Source organism: Pseudomonas sp. CJQ_9 (assembly GCF_043106615.1).
Classification (GTDB): domain Bacteria; phylum Pseudomonadota; class Gammaproteobacteria; order Pseudomonadales; family Pseudomonadaceae; genus Aquipseudomonas; species Aquipseudomonas juntendi.
Genome location: NZ_JBICMS010000083.1, coordinates 86,566 through 103,738, shown reverse-complemented (window position 1 = coordinate 103,738; position 17,173 = coordinate 86,566). Strand labels below are relative to the sequence as shown.

The 17,173-nt window shown below is 59.5% G+C and carries 15 protein-coding genes; 5 read left to right on the top strand and 10 right to left on the bottom strand.

The features are described 5' to 3' along the window. Window positions 1-43: 43 nt before the first annotated feature. The 10 genes from ACF8SD_RS16575 to tssB all read right to left on the bottom strand — a co-directional run bounded on the left by ACF8SD_RS16575 (window position 44) and on the right by tssB (window position 9,454). Window positions 44-559, bottom strand: a complete 516-nt coding sequence (locus ACF8SD_RS16575; protein WP_233686936.1) for an Hcp family type VI secretion system effector — start codon at window positions 557-559, stop codon at window positions 44-46. Window positions 560-692: 133 nt separating this feature from the next. Next, window positions 693-1,493 (bottom strand): type IVB secretion system protein IcmH/DotU, encoded by an 801-nt coding sequence (gene icmH, locus ACF8SD_RS16570; RefSeq protein ID WP_392484823.1) that lies wholly within the window; start codon window positions 1,491-1,493, stop codon window positions 693-695. Between the two features lie 64 nt (window positions 1,494-1,557). After that, window positions 1,558-2,895 (bottom strand): type VI secretion system baseplate subunit TssK, encoded by a 1,338-nt coding sequence (tssK, locus tag ACF8SD_RS16565; RefSeq protein ID WP_392484734.1) that lies wholly within the window; start codon window positions 2,893-2,895, stop codon window positions 1,558-1,560. A gap of 46 nt (window positions 2,896-2,941) precedes the next feature. After that, on the bottom strand, window positions 2,942-3,736 hold the full coding sequence (gene tssJ, locus ACF8SD_RS16560) for a type VI secretion system lipoprotein TssJ (RefSeq protein ID WP_392484733.1): 795 nt from the start codon (window positions 3,734-3,736) through the stop codon (window positions 2,942-2,944). After that, on the bottom strand, window positions 3,733-4,290 hold the full coding sequence (locus ACF8SD_RS16555) for an FHA domain-containing protein (RefSeq protein WP_392484732.1): 558 nt from the start codon (window positions 4,288-4,290) through the stop codon (window positions 3,733-3,735). Before ACF8SD_RS16555 ends, tssJ begins: the two co-directional genes overlap by 4 nt. Next, entirely contained in the window at window positions 4,287-5,303 is a 1,017-nt protein-coding gene (tssG, locus tag ACF8SD_RS16550; protein ID WP_392484731.1) for a type VI secretion system baseplate subunit TssG, read from the bottom strand. Before tssG ends, ACF8SD_RS16555 begins: the two co-directional genes overlap by 4 nt. Continuing rightward, window positions 5,267-7,033, bottom strand: a complete 1,767-nt coding sequence (gene tssF, locus ACF8SD_RS16545; protein ID WP_392484730.1) for a type VI secretion system baseplate subunit TssF — start codon at window positions 7,031-7,033, stop codon at window positions 5,267-5,269. The genes tssG and tssF overlap by 37 nt, the downstream gene beginning before the upstream one ends. A gap of 3 nt (window positions 7,034-7,036) precedes the next feature. Further along, window positions 7,037-7,447 (bottom strand): type VI secretion system baseplate subunit TssE, encoded by a 411-nt coding sequence (gene tssE / locus ACF8SD_RS16540; protein ID WP_392484729.1) that lies wholly within the window; start codon window positions 7,445-7,447, stop codon window positions 7,037-7,039. After that, the gene (tssC, locus tag ACF8SD_RS16535; RefSeq protein WP_392484728.1) at window positions 7,444-8,934 is read right to left on the bottom strand and encodes a type VI secretion system contractile sheath large subunit; all 1,491 of its coding nucleotides are present in this window, start codon (window positions 8,932-8,934) and stop codon (window positions 7,444-7,446) included. Before tssC ends, tssE begins: the two co-directional genes overlap by 4 nt. A 16-nt stretch (window positions 8,935-8,950) precedes the next feature. After that, window positions 8,951-9,454, bottom strand: coding sequence for a type VI secretion system contractile sheath small subunit (gene tssB, locus ACF8SD_RS16530; protein ID WP_392484727.1), 504 nt, complete (start codon window positions 9,452-9,454; stop codon window positions 8,951-8,953). 276 nt (window positions 9,455-9,730) lie between these two features. Between tssB and vasI the strand changes: the two genes are divergently transcribed. Genes vasI through ACF8SD_RS16505 form a run of 5 tightly spaced genes read left to right on the top strand, consistent with a single transcriptional unit; the run spans window position 9,731 to window position 16,919 of the window. After that, entirely contained in the window at window positions 9,731-10,363 is a 633-nt protein-coding gene (gene vasI, locus ACF8SD_RS16525) for a type VI secretion system-associated protein VasI (protein WP_392484726.1), read from the top strand. Continuing rightward, window positions 10,351-11,817 carry a type VI secretion system protein TssA gene (gene tssA, locus ACF8SD_RS16520; RefSeq protein ID WP_392484725.1) on the top strand — a complete coding sequence of 489 codons (1,467 nt, stop codon included), beginning with the start codon at window positions 10,351-10,353 and terminating at the stop codon, window positions 11,815-11,817. The genes vasI and tssA overlap by 13 nt, the downstream gene beginning before the upstream one ends. Next, on the top strand, window positions 11,814-15,422 hold the full coding sequence (tssM, locus tag ACF8SD_RS16515; protein ID WP_392484724.1) for a type VI secretion system membrane subunit TssM: 3,609 nt from the start codon (window positions 11,814-11,816) through the stop codon (window positions 15,420-15,422). Before tssA ends, tssM begins: the two co-directional genes overlap by 4 nt. Before the next feature lie 19 nt (window positions 15,423-15,441). Further along, the gene (locus ACF8SD_RS16510) at window positions 15,442-16,467 is read left to right on the top strand and encodes a hypothetical protein (protein ID WP_392484723.1); all 1,026 of its coding nucleotides are present in this window, start codon (window positions 15,442-15,444) and stop codon (window positions 16,465-16,467) included. Beyond that, on the top strand, window positions 16,464-16,919 hold the full coding sequence (locus tag ACF8SD_RS16505) for a hypothetical protein (protein WP_392484722.1): 456 nt from the start codon (window positions 16,464-16,466) through the stop codon (window positions 16,917-16,919). The genes ACF8SD_RS16510 and ACF8SD_RS16505 overlap by 4 nt, the downstream gene beginning before the upstream one ends. Window positions 16,920-17,173: the final 254 nt, after the last annotated feature.

The window sequence follows — 17,173 nt, the reverse complement described above, 5'->3', positions numbered from 1 at the left end:
ACAAAGTCCGGGCAGGCAAACCCGCCCGGAGCATTCGTAACTATCAGGCGGCTGGTGCGCGCCAGTCATCGGAGCCAGCGGTACCGGCTACACCGTGTTCCCACATGATTTTCCTGTAGGCCAGTGCTACCTCGATCAGTTGTGTGTAGTTCTCGTTCTCCTTGTCTTGAGCGTGGGGCAGGACGGTATTGATGCTGACGATGGTGGCGTCTTCGAGCTTGGTGGTGAAGAAGTGCTCTTGTTTGCCCTCCGTCGAGGTGCGATACCAATTGACTTCGACGGTTGGCAGCATTTCGCCGGTGGCCAGCGCTTGATACATCAGTGGCGTGGCTTTGTTGAGCGAACTAGTGAACTTGAACGGCTTGTGTACACGCTGACCGCTGGGTTGGCCGCTTTGTGGATCAGTGGGAGTAGTGACCTCATGATTGATTTCCTGAACCAGGATTTCGTCTTCATGGCCTTGCTGGTAAACATTGCCGACGGAGTCAGCGGTGAATGCACCAGCAGTGATATTGCCTTGGGTTTGGCCTGTGATCTTGATGTAAGCGGGTGTTGGCATGGCAGTCTCTCCTGCGTCCATGTGGATAAAGCACGCGCACTCAGGGTGGCGTGGCCATCGGGAACGATGGGCTTTTCAACGAAGCAATCGCCTCGTCAATTCGTTGAAGTCAGTTGCGTCGGTTTCTGCCTTTCTACTGCTGCAAAATGCCGTTGAGTGACTCCAGCACTTCAGTGGTTATCAGGTGAAGGCGGTAGCTGTAGATGCCGTAGGCCACCGCCATGGCGAGGGCAGAAATCACCAGCGGGCTCCACCACGGCCACTGCCGGTTCATGCGGAAGTTGCGAGGGGCCACGTTGGTATAGGGATCGCCGACCGATTCCGGCACTGGGCCGCGCAGTTCACGGATGATCCCGTGAAGCTGGTGAATAAGCCCATTCAGTGACTCTTCGCCTTTCGGCGCGATGGCGTACTTGCCCTTCAGGCCCAGGCACAGCGCGAAGTACATGAACTCCAGCACGTCCTGGTAGCGCTCGGGTTCCTGCATAAGGCGCGAGAGCACAGTGAAGATCTTCTCTCCCCCCCAGGTTTCGTCGTGGAAGATGCTCAGCAGGGGTTCTTGGCTCCAGCAACTGGCCTTGCCCCAAGGTCGCTCCATGACCGCTTCATCGATGTACAGGCACAGACCGTATGAGTAGGCCAATAACTGCGTGGACTCGTAGCCGTGCTGGCGCATCTCCTCCCTGATGTTCTCGACCTGATTGCGCACCTGCCGGTGCACGTCTTGGATGTTGGGCAGTTCATCCAAGGTACGCAGGCGCATGACCAGGCCGAACAAGGGGGCTGCAGCATCCAGCATCAGGTTTTCGTAACCACCGCGCAGCTGGAAGTCCGGGTCAGCTGCATAGCCTTCATAAACAGGCTCTGGCTTGGGCTTTTGTTCGGAACCTTCAGCTTCTGTGGGTGAGTCGCCGGACAAAGACTCGTCAATCATCGTCTGCAGTCTTTTACTTTCAACCGGTGCAGCATCAGTGGGGGATGTGTTGTTTTCTTCCACGTCATTCACTCCTGATCGCCCAGAACTGCAGTTCAAGCCCCGGGAACTCCCCCGCGACATGGATACCGAAGCCACTGGATGCCTCCATGCCCGCCCAAGCCGGGGAACAACGGTCCAGCTCGAAGTAGGTGAAGCCTGCATGGAAGGGCAGATCCCGAGGTGCCACGGGCAGCGGCACCAGTGGAATACCTGGAAGCTGCAGCGGCACCACCTCGTTCAACGACTCCAGCGAGACGACCTTTGCCTTCTGCACGAACATCCGACGCAATGTCTGAGGCGGCATGTGGGCTTGCACCGCCAGAACGAAATCGGCCTCGTCGATCAGGCGGCGATCCTCCATCGTGGTTTTCAGCAAGCCGTATTTCAGGGTCTCCAGCGGCAGCGAAACGGCGCGCGGTTGCAGGACGGTGCTCAGTGCCCGGCGCAACGTTTCCTCCAACGGCTTGAAGGAGGTGCGCAGCGCGGTATGGTGATAGGCGGGGTATTCCTGCGGCAGGCGGGTCTCGTCGGTGAAGGTGACAAACTCACCACAGGCCTGGCTCATGCACAGGTACAGCTGCTCGGGGTGGGTCTGGCCTTGCCTGGCCAGGTGCTGGAAGCACGGCCACCAGCGGTTCATGGCCTGGAGCAGGTTGAAGTCGCGGATGTCAGCGATACCGGACTGACCCGAGGTGCCGATGCGCGCGGCAAGGTTGCGCGCCCGCTCGCGCAGGGAGTTGGTGATCTCCTCTAGAAAACGTTGCAGCGCCGGCACGGCACGCACCGACACGCTGGTGGGATAAAATCCTTCGTCCAGCTGCAGGCTGCCATCGGGGCGGCGCTCCAATATGCGTGCCAAGGCCAGGCGGGTGTAGGCGCTGCTATCGTCGGCCTTGCGTTTGAGCTGCAGATTGGGCACCGCCAGGTCGACTTGAACCAGGTCACCGTCGGCGCTATGGGTGTCCTTGATTTCCTCGGCCTGGGCGCTGTAACGGAAGTTGGCAGCATTGTCGGGCCAGCTCACCTCTCGGCCACCTTCGGTGCGCAGCGGTAGGCACAGGTAGATCTCGCTGTCTTTCGCGCCGTCGTCTTCGATTTCCAGCGGTGGAGGTGGCGGCAGGTCAGCCGGAATATCGAACACCGTACCGTCCGGCATGATGCCTCGTGCGCGGGTGATGGCGATTTTGCCCAGGCTCAGGTACTCGTCGTTCAACTGCAGTTCGCTGAAACCATAAAAGGCTGCATTTAGGCTACCGAGGCGTTGGTGCAGGGCTGCTTCGCTGGCTCTGGCTGCTTGTTGGAAATGCTGCGGTTTGACGAACAGGCCTTCAGGCCACAAAACGGGATTACGTGAACTCATGAGCGCTCCGTGTCAGCGTGAGTAAGTGAGAAGGACTGGGTTGCCATCAGTCTTCTTCCTTGAGCAGGACCTGCGTGTCATTGAGCAACACCGACAGGATGATCTGGTGGCCGCGAGGCGGTATGCGCAGCACCTGGCTCCAGGTGGCGTTTTCCTGGTTGCGGTAGTCGGCGATCACCGCGACGAAGCGCGTTTCGGGCTCGATGGGCGCAAAGGGGATGAACTTGAACTGGCCGGGCCGTAGCAGGTAGTCGTCATCACGGATGTAGGTGCTGCGCAGCGCCTTCGCCGGGTCCTGGTCCAGCAGTTCATAGACGCTGTTGCGAAGCAGGGAGTCGTCGCGCAGCTGCAGGATCTTGATGGCCATGGGTGTCGCGACAGGCTCAGCGGCTACGGTGGCGGTACGGGGTAGGGTCAACACCACGGTCGGGTCTTCGTAGCGGCCGGGCGTGCTTTCCTCCATGGGAGAACGCGCCAGATCAGTGTCCTCGTCCACTGGCATCGGGACGGGCGACATTGCCGGGAACTGATCCTGGAGGTATTCGAGCAGCGTCCCGACTTTCTCGGTCAAAGCGTAAGGGTCGCCAGCGCTCAAGCTGACGGCGTAGGGACTGGGTTCCAGAACGCCAGGCTGCTCAACTGGCACTTCGACGCTGTGAGGGTTGCCGTTGAGCGTCGGGCTGGCGTTGATGCTGAACGCGACTTGGGTGGGATGCTCTTTGGTCGCCCCGACGGGCACCGAGGGATCCCTGATCACTTGGCCGATTTTACTAAGAGCAGTGCAGCCCGAAAGTCCGATCAGTGCCGTCAGTAGAACGACCTCGAATGAATGACGCATCATGGGCGTTCTCCTGCAATCAGCTGTTCCAGCGGATCTTCCTGGGCAGGTCCTGTCATTGTGTTCAGTGCCGCCAAGGGATCGTTGCCGATACCTGGCGCGAAGGCCGAGCAGATGTCTGCGACAACCTGCGTGGCGCCTGAAGTCGGTTGCCGGGCGTTGGCTGGAACCTCTACTAGCCAGTGATCAAGGGTTCGCTGTTCAGGACTGAACAGGTCCTCCAGAGAGCGTGCATCGGCCTGCGCAAGTTGAACCTGTAGTCGATAGGCGCCAACGCGCAGTTGGTCACCCTCCAGCAGACGCCTGGGGGCGAGCGCTCCCAAGCTGTCGTGGCTGTCGTTCAGGTAGGTCCGCTGACAGCGGTCAATGACGCAGAAGCTGCCCTCGATCCAGCGAATCTCGCAGTGAATCGGTGCAACGGTCTGCTCCCGATCGATGATCCGCCAAGTGGCGCTGGCGCTGCCGATGGTGCCGCCTGTGCAATCGAACCGGTGTCGGCCAGTGACGTTGTGTTGCAACTGATCAAGGTTGGTGATGCTCAAGGTCAATGTGCTCATGAGCGCCCCCGGAATCGCACGACAGGGCTGATCTGGCCGTGGCGATCATCGACAAAGCTGGTCCAGCCCAAGTAGGCGCCTTTGGTAGGGTGCAGGCAGAAGGGCGACAATGCGTTCTGCTTCAGGCGCAGTTCCAGGTCGTAGGCCAGGCCATCACGCAACAGAAAGTCGATCAGTGCACGCAAGCGATTGAAGTTGATGCCGCTGGGCAACAGGTCACGCAACTGTTCCTGATCAAGCTCGCTGATCACGATGGTGAACTTGCTGCTACGGGTTCGCGTGCGGCTGCCGACCATGAAGGAGCTGCCCAGCTGGCCATTGCTGCGGCCAAGGCTCACCAGTTGCTTGGCCGTGGTGGGAACCGAGCGGGTCTCGAACTCGCGGATCTGCACCTGCTTCAAGTCGAAGCAGTGGGCAATGATGCCGGCGACCGTTCCCGGCGCACGGCTGCGGCTGGCAATCACTCCGGCGAAGCTGAGCAGGCGGCTCCAAGGCAGTGGGGTGTCGCCGCGCAGCTGTTTGTCATTCAGTCCGAGCAGGGCAAAGATGTACTGCGAGAAGCCGTCGGTCGCACCCGGCTGGAAGCGGATGTAATAGCGGTACTTGCGCCAGATGCGGTGCAACAGGCTCAGCAGGTAGTGATTGAAGAAGTCGAAGAAGGCCGGCCGCACACCGATGCCATGGGCATGCTCGTACGACACTTCCTCCAGGTAGTAGGTTGGCAAGGGCGAATCGGTGCCGTGCAGCCCCATGAACGTGGTGCACACGCGATAGCGGTCTTCTGTTTCAGGCATGCGTTCGGCCTTGTACACGTCTGAAACGGGAAAGGTCAGGCGCGGGTCGCTGGCAAGCCGCACGCGCAGCCGTGTGGCCGGGGCAGGCCAGCGTGGTTCCAGGTCATCCCCGTGCAAGCCGTGCAGGCGCTCCAGCAACTGGAAAAAGTTGTACTGGTGTGCCTCGGCGAGCAGCTTGTCGGCTAGATCAGCGGTTGTTTGCCGGTCTGGATGGGCCATGTGTAGTGCTCGTTGTTGGTGGTGTTGATCACTTCCAGTTGGTGGAAGGAATTGATGCTGGCGTACAGGGCAAAGAAGTGCGCGAGCACGCAACCGAACAGGTACAGGTCGCCTTCGCAGAGAAAAGCGCTTTGATCCAGCTTCAGCCGCGTGCGCAAGCCGCGTATGGGCTGGCCCTTGATCAGCCAATCCAGGGGCTCGGTTTGAACATCCCGTATGCCGTCTAGGCGCTTGCGGGTGGTGCGGGTTTGCTGGATGTCATGCAGGGCGGCGAAGTCATAGGCATTGATGACCGCTTTCAGCGGCTCCGCCGAGAGCAGCGACAGGTAATTGAGCGACATGTTGGAGATCAGGGCCCACTGCAACTGGCCGTCCAGTACCGGCCGGTAGGGGCGGGTGGGAGGACAGAGGTTGGTGTAGGTGGCCAAGGGTGGCGTGACCTCGGAAGTCACATTGATATCATCGACGGTTAACGCCAGCGGCAGGTCGCGGTTAGTACAGGTCAGGTCGATCGATGCTGTTTCCAGTTCGCCGATGTAGGCATTGGCGTCGGCACGGACAAATGCGATGCGGTGCGTGACGCCATCGCCCCGCAATGAGTCTTCGATGCTGTAGCGGTAGTACAGCGCGGTGCGACCTTGCACATGCTCGATTTCATGGGCGAACGACTCGAAGGGGCGGAAGGTTCGCAGGTGCTCGCCGGTGCTGCCGTCGGTCGTGGTGCGGGTACTGATGACCTGATCGACGCTGAAGATTTCATAGGCGTGCGGCTGCTCGCCTCGGGGCGTAAGCTCGGCCTGGGCGGGCCGGTCGGACAGGTCGATAGGCTCGGCGCTGTGGCTGAACAGGTTCACCGCCGGGGTGCAGAACAGGCTGAAGTCGGCCCTGCCGACACGCAGCGAATCCGGCAACTGGCGCGTGAAGTGAAATTCGAGGCCGACCTGCTGAGTCGCCTGGTCGGGCCAGACTTTCTCCAGCCCGGTGACATTGAAGAAGTGGAAACGCTCGGGAAATATGAAGTACTCCTGCAGAATCCGGTAGCCGTCGAAGACGTTCTGTGGGTAGGGCAACAGCGCTTCGTCCGGGCTGAAGCCTGGGAACACCACACTGCTGGCTGGCAGGCGGCGGACTTCACCATTGATCGTCACTGCGACATGCTTGAGGTACTGAGCGAGCCACAGGTACAGCGTGCGGGCCGTCTGGGTATCACCGCTCAGATGCACATCGAGGCTCGCGCAGCCCAGCGTGTTCAATGGCCGCTCGACCAAGGTTCGCAAGTCGAGCCGAACCACCGAACTGTCAAGTGTCTGGGTGGCGCTCACCGCGTCGATCTCGAACGGATGTATGTCCACCGCCGTGCAGGTGCGAAATTCGCAAGGCACTCCGTCTACGGGTTTGGAAAAGAGCCGTGATCCCCTGGGGATACGGTGCGACTGGCTGAGCGCCTGCTTGCGCGGCGTAAACTGAATGATCGTGGCGCTTGGCAGGGGCCGCAGGTAGTTGGGCCACAACAGCTGCAGCATCGGATGCGTCAGCTCCGGCAGGTCGTCTTCCAGCTTGAGCCGCAGCTTGGCCGTGAGGAAGGCAAAGGCTTCCATCAGGCGTTCGACATCCGGGTCGCTGCCACCCTTGCCAAGCAGCCGGGCAAGTTGTGGGTTGTCTTGGGCGAAGTCGTTCCCCAGTTCATGCAGGTAGCGCAACTCTTCGCTGAATCGGTCCTTGAGTGACATGGGTCACCTCACGCGGGTGTGGCGGTTATGGCCGTTGACCAGCAGCTCCAGTTGCAGCTGCTCCGTGTGGTTGTTGACCTGCACGAGGCAGTCCAGCCTGAAATGCAGCTCCAGGGGGGCATGACAATCGGGCATGGCTTTGAGTGTTCGCACGTGTACACGCGGCTCAAAGCGCTGAAGGGTGCGGCGGATGTCCGCGCCCACTTGCTTCAGGAGGTCGCCACTGCTGACGTCGTGCCCGTTGAAGTCACGCAGGCCCAGCTCAGGGCTGCTTTTTGAGCAACCCTGGCGAGCGTTGAGCAACGTTTCGAGGTGGCACTTGATGGCGGTGAACTTCTGGGAAGCGTTCTCCTGCAGGGAGGGTTCGCGGCTAGCTGACTGATCCACCTTCAAACGACTGAAAAGACCACTCATTGCGTGTCGAGCCGTCCGACCAGGGAGATCTCGAAGTTCGCGCCCATGTATTTGAAGTGCGGGCGCACGGCGAGCGAAACCTGGTACCAGCCTGGATCACCGGCAACGTCCGACACCTCGACCTTTGCAGCACGCAGCGGGCGGCGGCTACGCACATCGGCTGAGGGATTTTCCTGGTCGGCGACGTACTGCTTGATCCATTTGTTCAGTTCGGACTCAAGGTCCTTGCGCTCCTTCCAGCTACCGATCTGCTCACGCTGCAGCACCTTGATGTAGTGGGCCAGCCGGTTGACGATGAACAGGTAGGGCAGCTGTGTGCCGAGCTTGTAGTTGGTTTGCGCTTGCAGGCCTTCCGGGGTCTTGGGGAAGTTCTTCGGCTTCTGTACCGAGTTGGCCGAGAAGAACGCGGCGTTGTCGCTGTCCTTGCGCATGGTCAGGGCGATGAAGCCCTCTTCGGCCAGCTCGAACTCCTTGCGGTCGGAGATCAGGACTTCGGTCGGAATCTTGGCCTGCAACTGACCCAGGGACTCGTACAGGTGCACCGGCAGGTCCTCGACGGCACCACCCGACTGCGGGCCAATGATGTTCGGGCACCAGCGGTAGCGGGCGAAGCTTTCATTGATGCAGCTGGCCAGCAGGAAGGCGGAGTTGCCCCACAGGTAGTTTTCGTGCCGTCCGGCAATGTCCTCGGCGTAGTGATAGCTCTGAACGGGATTTTCTTGCGGATGATAGGCAGAGCGGAGCATGAAGCGCGGCCCGGTAAGCGCAGCGTGGCGCGAATCCTCACTTTCGCGGAACGCACGCCACTTGGCGTGCCGTGGGCCGGCGAAGATGTCCTTGATCTCCTTCAGGTTGGGCAGCTCCTCGAAGCTGCTCAAGTTGAAGAACTCCGGGGACGGAGCCGAGAGGAAGGGGGCATGTGACATGGCACCGACGGAAGCCATGTAACTCAGCAGTTTGATATCGGGGGATGAGGGACCGAAGTTGTAGTTGCCAACCATGGCCGCAACCGGCTCGCCGCCAAACTGACCGTAACCTGCGGTGTAAACGTGTTTGTACATGCCACTGCACGTGATGTCGGCCGCATTCTCAAAATCATCAAGCAAGTCCTCCTTGCTGACATGCAGGACCTCAAGCTTGATGTTCTCGCGGAAGTCCGTACGGTCGACAAGCAGTTTGAGGCTGCGCCAGGCTGACTCAAGTTGCTGGAACTCGGGTTGATGCAGGATGGCATCCATCTGCTTGCTGAGTACTCGATCCAGCTCCGCAATCATTTGATCGACGCGGTGTTTGTTGATTAATTGATCTGGGTCATGACTTTTAAGGATTTCGGCAATAAAGGCAGATACACCCTGGCGGGCGACTTGATAGCCCTCTTGAGTGGGCACCAGCCTGGTTTCTGCCATGATCTGATCGAGCAGGGTGGCGTTGCTCAGTGTCTCGGTTGTTGTTTCAACCGCGACGGTCGTGCTGTTTTGCTTTGGCATGGGACGCTCCGTTGTCTCAGTCTTCTTTTGGCGCTTCAAGCACGAGGTCGAGTTCTTCGGCGAGTTGTTTGCGTGCTTGCTCGTTATTGAGCAGGTGCTGCAACTGCTTGCGGAACGTGGGCACGTTGCCCAGCGGGCCTTTGAGGGCGACCAGCGCTTCGCGAAGCTCCAGTAGCTTGTTCAGCTCCGGGACCTGACGGGCGATGCTGTCTGGCCCGAAATCGTTGATGGACTTGAACTGCAGGTTGACTGCGAGCTCTGCGTCGGGGGCAGTGCTGAGCACGGAGGGCACGGACATGGCCAGGTTGACATTGGCATCGTTCAACACATTGTTGAAGGTGTGTTTATCGATGCGCATGACTGAGCGATCTTCCAAAGCGCGGGTATCATCAAGGCCAAAATCACCCAGTACCAACATCTTATGCGGCAGCTCTATTTCGGCTTGTTCATCGCCTGTGGCGGGTACGTACTTGATGTTTATACGCTCTTTAGGCGCAACGGAGCCGGATGATTTGCTCATGGTTATATATCCTCGCTTATGCGTGGCTTATATGTAGGACGCATCCTACAGCTAGGCATCTGTTATTAAACACGGAATAAACACGAGTTCGAATTTTGAATGTCGTGTCGCTAAAAAACCATGCGCTCAAAATTTGCCCTCAGTCGAGCTTGAATGTGTAACAAAATAAATTCTTGTATATTTCTGTCTCTGTGTACTAGCCTCTTTTCGCTGTTTGGGGAGTGGCCGGGTGGTTGCTAGTGCATGTGTGCTATTGAGTAAAAGAGTTGAGATGGGATGATTGCTCGCTATCCAAATGGAGTTTGGCTCCTATTGCTGTTTTGTTGGACGCCTGCCCTGGCAGTCGAGTCGCGGGACTGTCCGCGAATCGTGTCTAACATCGAGCGTTTGGCATGTTTTGATCAGGCAGCGGGCACGCCGGCGCACACGATAAGTCGACAGTGGTCAGCGCAAGAGCAAGATGCACCTACCTTGCGTCGCGTGTTGGCTCAAGAGGTGGGGCGTGCGCCACAGGACCTGATGTTTCGTCTCAGTTCCGGGGGCGACGGAATCGTGATTTCGGCGCCTGCAATCGCCTCGGTCGCACCGCAGCCCTACTTGGTGATCAGTTGTGTGCAGAACATCTCCAGGCTGCAGCTGATCACCGCGCACCCCATCGATAGCAGCCGCGTGAAGGTACGCCTGCGCGGGGAGCGCGGCGCCACCACTACCAGGCCATGGCAGGTGATGGAGAACGGCCAAGTGCTCGATGCCGGGCGAGGCCTGCCGGGCATCGAGCAGATCAAGCAACTGATCGGGGCTCATCGCATTCACGTAGGAAGTGACAACCCAGCCGTTCACGGCCTGGTTTTTGACGCTCAGGGGCTGGACCCACTCATCGATGAGGCGCGCAAAGCATGTCGCTGGTAGCAGAGGTCACCGCACAGGAAATTGCCCGGTTGCTTGCCCCCATCGACGCGCAGACCCCTGCTGGATTGTTCGACGTGGAGGACGAAACCTACCAGGCCATTGACCAGGAGATGGTCAAGCTGGGTGGGCTGCAGGAGGCTTCCATCGACTGGGCCTACATCGAAGAAGCGTCTCGTCAGTACCTGAGCGAGCAGTGCAAACATCTACGCATCGCCGCGCATCTGAGTGCCGCCTGGCTGCGCAGCCGATGCTGGGGACAATGGGGTTTTACCCTGTCAATGCTCGCCGGACTGATCGATCAGTATTGGGAAGGCTCGTATCCGAAACCTGGCCCTAAAGGCTTCCTGGGTAAACGCAAGTTGGTTGCCCTGATACTCAATCGTCTTATCGAAGCGCTACCACGGTTGGACCGCTTCACGTACAACCCCGCGCATGCGGCGGCAGCACAGGACGCGTTGCAACGTCTGCTACAGCAGCAAGCTGCTGCGCAGTTGGATGAAGCCGTTCTGGGCGAACTGAAGCGCCTGCTTGGCAAACACACAGAGCTTGCCAATGGCGCGGCTGAGTCGGCCACGGCAAAGGCCACTGCAAACGGTATCAAATCTGCGCCATTGGCCGAGGTCATCGCCACACCAATGCCCCGTGGGTCGTTGGGCAGCGAGCGTGAATCCCGAAGGGCCATGCTCACCATGGCCGAGCTGATCAACCAGCAGGATCCCTACGATCCGACCGGCTACCAGTTGCGTCGGTTCGGCTTGTGGGCGCATATCCAGACGGCGCCTCAAACCAAGCAAGGCAACCGCACCGAGCTGATGGCCGTGCCTCAGGATATTGCCGGTGATTATGAAGAGGCCATTGCGGGGACCGCGATTGACGCGGCCTTGCTCCTGCGGATCGAAAAGAGCGTGACGGCTTGTCCCTACTGGATACGCGGCAGTTTCCTCGCGGCCACCGCCGCCACGCGGCTGGCCATGGGCGAGGTGGCTGAAGCCATTCGTGCTGCGACCGCGCGGTTCGTGCAGCGCATGCCGGCACTGCAGCAGTTGTGCTTCAGCGACGGCCGGGTATTTGTCGATGACCAATGCCTGGCGTGGCTCAAGGGTACACAAGGTGCATCCGATCAGGGGGCGGCCACCCATGAGTTTGTCAGCCTGCGTGAGGAATTGGTCAACCAGTTGGAAGTGGGCGGTGTGGAGCCGGTTTTGCTCAGGCTACAGGGGATGCAGGCGGAGCTCCACGCCCCCCGTGAGCGTTGCCATACCACCGTCATCGCCGCTGACCTGTTGGCCGCTCGGGGCGTGTCCTGGCTGGCCCAGGACCTATGTGCAGGTGTAGCCAGAACGATGCAGGAAACCACCGCCAGCGCCTGGGAGCCGGAGGTCTTTCAACGCCTTCAGCAGTATGCGGCACCGCAAATGCAGACTGATCGGAACAAGGAACTGGAGTCACGATGAACCCACTATGGAAGCACCTCAAACGCTGGGGCTTGCCCTGGGTGACCCGTATCGGTTTGGCCATGCCGCTGCTGCTGGTACTGGGCGCTGTACTGATGCTGGTTGCCATCTGGTGGCTCGGTCCGCAATGGACGTGGCGCGAGCAGCAGCCGTTGGCCAGCATGGCCCATCGAGGGCTGGCAAGTCTGGTGCTCGTGCTGGTGCCCCTGCTGTGCTGGCTGGTTGTGTTGCGCAGGCGTAATCACCGCCTGCAGGCAGAACGCAATCAGGCGGTGGCCGCCGAGGTGGACCGCACGTTGCCGTTCGTTCAAGCGCAAGAGAAGGCATTGGACCAAGGGCTTTCGCGATTTCTGCACAATGCGGGTGGGCGACGCGCCTTGTACCGATTGCCCTGGTACCTGGTGTTGGGCGACCAGCACGCCGGCAAGACCAGCTTCATCGACCGTACCGAACAGAATTTCTCGCTGACCCGCATCGACAAGGCACAAGCACGGGGCCGACAAGCGCGAGGGCTGGCCTACCCGATCGGTTGGTGGGTCAGCAACGAAGCGGTGATCATCGATCCACCGGGCGCCTTCATCAGTCAAGCATCGCGGCCAGTTTCGCCAGCCGAGGAAACCGATGCCAATGAAGTTCCTCCCGACACTGCGGCCAGGTTGTGGCAACACTTGCTGGGTTGGTTGGTGCGCAACCGCAGCCAAAGAGCGCTCAACGGCGTGCTGCTGGCTGTCGACCTCCCTGCGCTGCTGCACGGCACACCTGAGCAGCGCGTTGCGCTGGCACATGTCTTGCGCACGCGACTGTACGAGCTGAGCAGTCAGTTGGGCTCTCGCCTGCCGCTGTATGTAGTGCTGACCAAGTTCGATCTGCTGGATGGTTTTGACCAGTTTTACGCCGGGCTTCCTGCTGGCTCGCGGGAAAAGATGCTGGGCTTCACGTTCAAGCTGGATGCGGTGGGGACGTTCGACGCCTGGCTGGAAGAGTATGGCGATCACTACGACCGATTGATTAGGCAGACGTTTGAGCAGGTGGTGGACCGTCTCGATACGTTGGGTGGTGCGCCACTGCGAGCGCGTCTTTTCTCATTGCATGCCCAGTTGGTCGGGTTGCGCCCGATACTGCTGGGCTTTCTGAAAGAAACGCTGGCAAGCGACCGTTTCACCACGCCTGCCTTGGTGCGTGGCGTGTACTGGTCTTCGGTCATGCAGCAGGGTGACATGCTCAATGCGTTCGTGCGTGAGGCGGCACAGCCTTACAAGACGAAGCTTCCGTTGCTTGAGGGCAAGGCGCAAGGCAAGGCGCTGGCCTATTTCATCCAGCACGCATTCAGACGGGTCATCTACCAGGAAGCCGGCCTTGCCGGGGACAACATCAAGGTGGCACGCAGCAAGCGCCAGTTGCTCTGGGTAGGCTCCGGTGTGGGCGCCTTGGCGGTCTGTGTCGCCATTGCCAGCTGGCAGCGCTACTTTGATATCAATAGTGCCAAAGCCGCCAACGTGCTCGCCAAGAGCAGGGAGTACAGCCATCACGAAGTGGATCAGCGGTTGGATCCGAGCGGACGCAATCTGCTGGAGCCGCTGGACCAGATCCGTGATGCCGTGTCGGTGTTTGGCGACTATCGCGCCGCGTGGCCGGGTGTTGCAGATCTAGGTCTGTATCAGGGGCGAGCCATCGGACCTACGGTCGATGAGGCCTACCTGAGCTTGCTCTCCAAACGATTCCTGCCAGCCTTGGCCAGCGGTGTGATCGATGCCATGAACGCGGCGTCCCCAGGCAGTGAGCAGCAAATGGCTGCACTCAGGGTTTACCGCATGCTGGAGGACCGCCAGAACCGCCGCCCCGAATGGGTCGAGGACTGGATGGCACGTCAGTGGCAACGGCAGTTTCCCGGACAGGGCCAACTGCAACGCGACCTGATGCGGCACCTGAAGTACGCCTTGGCCTATGCTGATACCGATCTTCCGCAGTACAGCCAGCGTATCGCCGAGGTACAGCAGGCATTGCGCAGGGTACCGCTGCCAGAGCGAGTGTATGCGAGCTTGAAACAGCAGGCTGGGGAGCAGTTGCACACCGGCTTGGACCTGCGTCATCAGGTGGGGCCAGCCTTTGATGTGGTGTATCAGTCATCTGGCAGTTCCAGGAAGGGCGATGATGTCCTTCTGGCACCGATGCTCACCGCCAAAGGCTTCAAGGAGTACTTCGAGCCGCGCAGTCAGCGGTTTGCCGACATGGCGATGATCGACCAGTGGGCGCTGGGTGAGCGCGGCCAGCTTGATTATTCGGACGCAGATCGTGAGGCGCTGAGTGAGCGGCTGCGCAACTTGTACAGCGCGGACTACATCGACAGTTGGCGGCGCGCCTTGAACGCCATTTCGGTGGCTGACTTCCGTGATCTGGATCATGGGGTTGCGATCCTGCAGCAGTTCACCGGGCCCGCGGCCCCCATGCATCGGTTGTTGGATACGGTGAGAGATAACACTTCACTGTCTTCACCTGTGGGCGTCGAGTCACCCGGAGAGACCGAAGCACTGCAACCGAAAAGCAGCAACCCCGAGCAACAGCAGGCGTGGGCTATTCAGCGGGCTTTTGCCGGGCTGAGCGGCATGCTGCGGGCGACGGGCGAGAAGCCCAGCTACTACGATGAAACCCTTGGTGCCATTGCGGCTGTTCATGATTACGCCAAGGCGGTGCAGGACAGTCCGGACAGAGGCAAAGCTGCACTCCAGGCCGTGCATCAACGTTTCTCGATGACGGGGCAGGATCCAATTGGCACCTTGCAGCGAGTCGCCACCGGCTTGCCAGAGCCAATCAACCACCAAGTCAGGAAAGTGGCGGATCAAACGGCACAAGTGCTGAATGTCGAAGCCCTGCGCGAGCTGGAGCGGCGCTGGGATGCCGAGGTGTACAGCTTCTTCCAGCAGCGCCTGGCAGGGCGCTACCCCTTCATGGTACGGGCGCCCGATGCCTCCCTGGACGACTTTGAAGCGTTCTTCGGGCCGAAGGGACGGTTGCAGCAGTTCCATGATCAATACCTGAAAGTCTTCCTGAAGGATAACCTCGAAGCCCTGCAGGCCGGCCAGCAGGGGCAATCACTGATCCGCAGCGATGTGATCGAACAGCTGGAGCGGGCAGACCGTATCCGTGAGACCTTTTTTGATCAGCGTGGCAACCTGAGTGTGCAGTTCAGCATCGAGCCGTTGGGGTTGAGCGCCAACCAGCGCACAAGCTTGTTGGACCTGGACGGCCAACTGATTTCCTATACCCATGGCCCGAGTCAGATCACCGGTATCGTCTGGCCTAATACCTTGGGGCAGCAGGTGCGCAGCAACCTGACCTTGCTCAGGCAGAACGGCAATAGCAGCAGCCTTGAATACCGTGGCCCCTGGTCGATGTTCCGCTTGCTCAGCCGTGGCGCGCTCAACGGGCGTACGGCGACCAGCGTAGACCTGAGCTTCAGGACCGGCGATGGCGTGATGCGTTACAGGCTCAACGCGGAGAAGGCCTTCAACCCTATCACGCAAGAACCTTTCAAAGGCTTCAAGTTACCGCGTGGGTTGTTGCAGCAATTGCCCAGACTGACGCCAACCACGCAGGCCGGGTTATAAGCGATTCAAGGAGTAGCGCATGCAAACGGAAGAGCGAGTGAAACCGCTGAATTACTGTACACAGGCCATCGAACAACTGGAGTCAGGCATGCGTACCGTGCGTAAGGACATGCCCGGCATCCTGCATGCCCATCATGTCTTGGTGCGGCTGTTGCGTGAAAGCGTGAAGTTTATCTTACCCAACTGCGCTGAGTTGGTGGATATGGGCGAAATCCGCCAGGCACATCTGGACTTGGCAAGACTGCCCTTTCCTGTGGTTGCGCTGGAATCACCTTGGGTGTTCGTCGGCAACGAAGGCGAGGACAAGCCCGGATGTCACCGGTCAACCAAGCGAATCGCCCTGTGCATCACCATGGGGCCTGAGCTGGCTGAAATGCTACCTGATACAGAGCGATTCCTTACAGAGGAACAGGGGGGCGTGGTGGTGTACTCGCTGTACTGGAATGACGCCACGAGTCGCTGGACGCTGCCTATAGGCGGGGTGTTCATTCCACATCAGAATGAGGTGGCGGACTATGTTCCCGAGGAAGCGACATTGGTGGAGCGGTTAGCGGGTGACTGGATGCTGGAGGTCGATCCAACGTATTCCAAACCACGTAAATTCAACATCGCGCCTACGATTCTGATGCCCGAGAAGTTCGACCATTACTGCGAAGAACTTGGCTATGAGCGAACCTTAGCCTGCATCATTAATGAAACTCGCGATGAAACCGGAGCCTTCCTGCAAGCCAGTGTGATGCTGAATTGCGCCAATGTGCGGGTGGGCGACGTTGCTGCTCCCAGTCTGTTGAACAAGAAGCGCAAGACTAAAGGCAAGCCACCGTTCTTCAACTACCACGTGCTGCAAGTTGAGGCGCCTCGAAGTGGTTCGGACGGTGTGGGAGGTCATCACGCCTCTCCCAGGGGGCATCTGCGGCGCGGGCACATTCGGCGCTTGCAGGATCGGATGGTGTGGGTGAGGCCTGCTTTTGTGAACCCAAGCGCTACAGGGGAGATGATCCACAAGGACTATTCGCTCAGCCGGCCTCGGGAGGTCAAGCGATGACGAATGGCGACTTGAGGAATGTGATAGATCGGCTGGCAGAAAATCTGCACCAGCGCGGCTGCCGAGTGACTGAAATGCTCAGCAGGGAAGCCACCTTGGTCTCCGAAATTGCCTCCATGCGGGCACAAGTCAAGTTGGCTCGACAGGAGGCTTATGCCGGGCGTAAGGAGCTGGACACCCAGTGGCTGAGAAGAATCAACTACGCGATCATCATGACCAAGAAGGAACTGGCTGGCGTTCGGGTTGATCGCGGCGTGGCTCAACACGAGCAGAAAGAGGAGCGGCGCAAGTTGATGTTGATGACCCAGCTCTCCGAGCAGGCGCAATTCATGCGCCATGCCAAGCGTCTGCTTTCCAAGAAGGTCTACGAGGAAGTTCGCACGGCGGCTCGAAGTGAGGTGTCGGTGGTGATTCCGCTGATGCCTGAGCTTGTGCTCGATAATTGCACGTAAGGAGGCCTCGGGGGCTTCAGCCTACACGCCCGACAGTGCTCAACCCAGGAGGCGAGGCTGCGGCGCCAAAATTCTATGCCGTCAGCCCTGCGCCTCAGCATGGATGATGCTGGCTGAGGCGCTGACCAGCTGCCCGTGGACGCTGATGGAGCACAGTGGAAAATTTAGGCTTGCCATGCTCAGACAACTAGTCCATAATCTCGTCCACTGCAGCGGGGTAGGGCTGAAAAAGCCTAGCCTTTTCAAAGGGATAG